This is a genomic window from bacterium (assembly GCA_040755795.1).
In the GTDB taxonomy this organism is placed as follows: Bacteria; UBA9089; CG2-30-40-21; order CG2-30-40-21; family SBAY01; genus JBFLXS01.
In genome coordinates this window covers 1-3,530 of record JBFLXS010000416.1, presented here as the reverse complement: position 1 = coordinate 3,530, position 3,530 = coordinate 1, and the positions used below count along the sequence as shown (strand labels likewise).

At 37.6% G+C, this 3,530-nt stretch carries 3 protein-coding genes; all 3 read left to right on the top strand.

Annotated elements, in window-relative coordinates; translation table 11 throughout:
* Nucleotides 1-215 precede the first annotated feature (215 nt).
* On the top strand, nt 216-1,283 hold the full coding sequence (locus AB1414_17645; protein ID MEW6609240.1) for a peptidase MA family metallohydrolase: 1,068 nt from the start codon (nt 216-218) through the stop codon (nt 1,281-1,283).
* Nucleotides 1,284-1,394: 111 nt separating this feature from the next.
* Nucleotides 1,395-2,861: an RtcB family protein gene (locus AB1414_17640; GenBank protein ID MEW6609239.1), complete on the top strand. Its 1,467-nt coding sequence runs from the start codon at nt 1,395-1,397 to the stop codon at nt 2,859-2,861.
* 451 nt (nt 2,862-3,312) lie between these two features.
* A partial coding sequence (locus AB1414_17635) for a hypothetical protein (protein ID MEW6609238.1) occupies nt 3,313-3,530 on the top strand: 218 nt, incomplete at its 3' end.

The following is a 3,530-nucleotide window of genomic DNA, read 5'->3' as shown; positions in this document are numbered from 1 at the left end:
GTGAACTTTGCAGATTCTAAGATTGATGTAAGAAGGATAGAATTAGAAAAAGATGAATAAGAATATTTCTCCAATTTTCCTTTTTCTCCCTTTCTCCTTACTTACACAAATTTCAGATGGCTAAAGTGTTACTAAGATTTTAAAAAATTATAGGTCATCCACTTGACAAATCTTTAAAAGTGTTGTATGATGAAGTGTAAAGAGGAATCAAAGAAATGCAATGTCCAAAATGTGGTTATAACAATCCAGATGAAGCATTATTTTGTAATCTATGCCATGCGGTATTTCGAAAGGAATCATCTAAAAAGGCTGATGTAAGTCCTGAAGAAGAAAGATATATGATTATGCATAGGCATCGTGAGGGAAGAGGATGGAAAAGATGGATAGGATTAGATGTCTGGTTATCTTTAACCGTGATTATCGTTGTCGCCTGCTGGGCAGTTAATAGTGTTACGAAACGAGAAGGAATGTTTAGAAGAACTAAACTACCAGTTGACAAATTATCTTCTGCGGAAATAAATTCTGAATTTAGTACTGCTACTACACAACCCGCATATCAATTAAATATTAAAAGAGAGACATCCCACTTTATCATTTATACCAATGATGCAATTTTAGCGGATGATATTATGGCTAAAGTAGAAAGGTATTACGATATACCAACAGATTTAGGATTTGGTGAGGCTGGATTCTGGGTGAAGGATAAGGTTATTATTTATGTTTTTGATACCCCGGAGGATTATTTTAAGGCGACAAATAAAGCCCCCTGGTCATCTGGCTACAGCGAATTTAAAACCCGCTCAATCTACTCCCATAAAGATGCCGAAAACCTAATTGATGCCGTTATTCCTCATGAATTAACTCATTTAATCTTCGCTGACTTTATGGAATTTAGCCCCAATTTCCCTAAATGGCTTGCCGAGGGATTAGCCGTGTATGAAGAGAATAAGTTTTGCAAAACATACATAAATAATTATCAAGAGATACTTGACCAGATAAGAGGAGGAAAATATTTCACGGCTGACCAACTTACCGCGATTGATATCTCACAACAAAATAAAATTGAGATTATCCATCTGTGGTACACCGAATCTTTAAGTATCGTAACTTACCTGATAGATGTGCATGGAAGAGGAAAACTTTACGCCTTCTGCAAGAATTTAAAGGAAGGTATGGAATTAAATAAAGCATTAGAAAATGCCTATTCACCAGAGATTAAAAGCCTGCCAGAATTGACAGGTCGATGGTTAAATTATATTAAATCTAATCAGCAAACATGGTAGGAGATTATTTTGATAGGGCTTCACGAAATTAAAACTAAGTAATCGGTTAATGGGTAATTAATTACCATTCACCAGTTACCATTTACCAAATAAAAGGAGGTAAACATAAAGATGTCACAAGGAGTTGGCTATCAAGGGCCCTTAGAAAAAATTGATGATTATCGTTATCGAATCCCGAAAAGTTATCGGCGAGAGATGCAGGTTCCAGGATTAATATATGCAGATGACTCGATGATTGGTCATATTAAAAAAGATAATACGCCAGTGCAGGTGGCAAATGTTGCCTGTTTGCCAGGTATAGTTAAATACTCATTAGCTATGCCTGATATTCATTGGGGTTATGGCTTGCCAATTGGCGGTGTTGCCGCAACAGATATTGAGCAGGGCGGTGTTATCTCACCAGGTGGAGTTGGCTCGGATATTAATTGTGGGGTAAGATTGGTCCGAACTAATCTCTCTCTGATAGATATTCAGGCTAAACTTTCAATATTAATTAATAGTTTATTTCATAACATACCATCCGGACTAGGCTCAAAAGGAATGATTAAACTCTCACCTAAAGAAGAGGTAGATGTTTTAATTAATGGGTCAAAATGGGCAGTTTCAAAAGGATATGGGATAAATGAGGATTTATCTCATACCGAAGAAGAAGGATGTCTGGCAATGGCGGCTCCGGATAGGATTAGTCATAAAGCAATGGAACGAGGGCTGGCACAACTGGGCACATTAGGTTCTGGCAATCATTTTTTAGAGGTTCAGGTAGTAGAAAAAATCTATGACTCGGCAGTGGCAAAGGTATTTGGACTACAAGAAGGACAAATTACCACGATGATTCATTCCGGGTCAAGAGGACTAGGTTACCAGGTCTGTGAGGATTATTTACACTCAATGGGTGACGCAGTAAGAAAATATGGGATATTTTTACCCGATAGGCAACTGGCATGTGCTCCGTTTAATTCGCCGGAAGGTAAAGCTTATTTTGGAGCAATGTCCGCGGCCGCAAATTACGCCTGGGCAAATAGACAATGCTTGATGCACTTGACCAGAGAAGTATTTAAGCAGGTATTTGGGATGAAACTATCCGAATTAGGCATGGAATTAGTCTATGATGTTGCACATAATATTGGTAAAATTGAGGAACATAATGTTGCTGGCAAAAAGATTAAACTTTGCGTCCACCGCAAAGGTGCAACACGGGCATTTCCGGCTAATCATCCTGTCTTACCTGAGGATTACAAAAGTGTAGGTCAACCAGTGATTGTGCCCGGGGATATGGGGACAGCTTCCTATGTTTTAATTGGCACTGCACTGGGTATGGAAGAGGCATTTGGCACTGCCTGTCATGGTGCCGGCAGAGTGCTTTCAAGAACCGCCGCCATAAACCAGGCTCGCGGCAGGGCAATCGATGAAGAATTAAAAATTAAAGGAATATTGGTTCGGTCCGCTGGAAGAGAAACATTAGCCGAAGAAATGCCTGAGGCATATAAGGATGTTACACAGGTAGTTAATGTCCTTCATAATGCCGGCATCGCCAGACGAGTAGCTAAATTAAGACCACTTGGTGTGGTTAAAGGATAATAAATTGTTGTAAGCGTTCAGCCATCTGGTGTCAACACTCAGCTGGTTACTGCTCACTCTTCACCCCTCATTTTTCTCTCTCCTTTTCGGACACTACTTGAACGCTTATAGCACTGATTAACCGAAATTTGACATAGAGCCGATTGATTCATGAGCGAATTAGTGAATTAGAGATTAGAAGATTAGAAAAATTGCCACCTGTGCGATTAGACTAATTCATTGCAGAGACGCAAAGGAAAAATAAATGTAAAATGTAAAATAGGAAATGAAAAATGGGAAATTTTAGTACTTCGCAAGACTCATTACCTTTCAGTTATACATTTTACATTTTTCATTTTACATTATCCATTTTACATTTAACCGCACAGGTCGAAAAATTGGGCTCTATCCATTTAAAGTTTTGATTAATAACTGCTATACATAAAGTGAATACAAAAGGATGGTAAGGTATATGTATCCATATTATTATCAAACAGGATTTGGTTATCGATTGACTTCTGGAGTAAAAAAATTGATTATCGTTAATGGAATTATATTCATACTCCAATTATTTTTCTTAAATCAACTTATTGGTTTTTTGGGATTAATTCCAATACGAGTTTTTCATGAATTTATGCTGTGGCAAATCTTTACCTATATGTTTTTACATGGGGATGTTTTTCATATCCT

Excerpts from the sequence above, each read along its gene's own strand:
- AB1414_17645 (MEW6609240.1), top strand. The coding sequence starts at position 216 with ATGCAATGTCCAAAATGTGGTTATAACAATCCAGATGAAGCATTATTT.
- AB1414_17640 (MEW6609239.1), top strand. The coding sequence starts at position 1,395 with ATGTCACAAGGAGTTGGCTATCAAGGGCCCTTAGAAAAAATTGATGAT.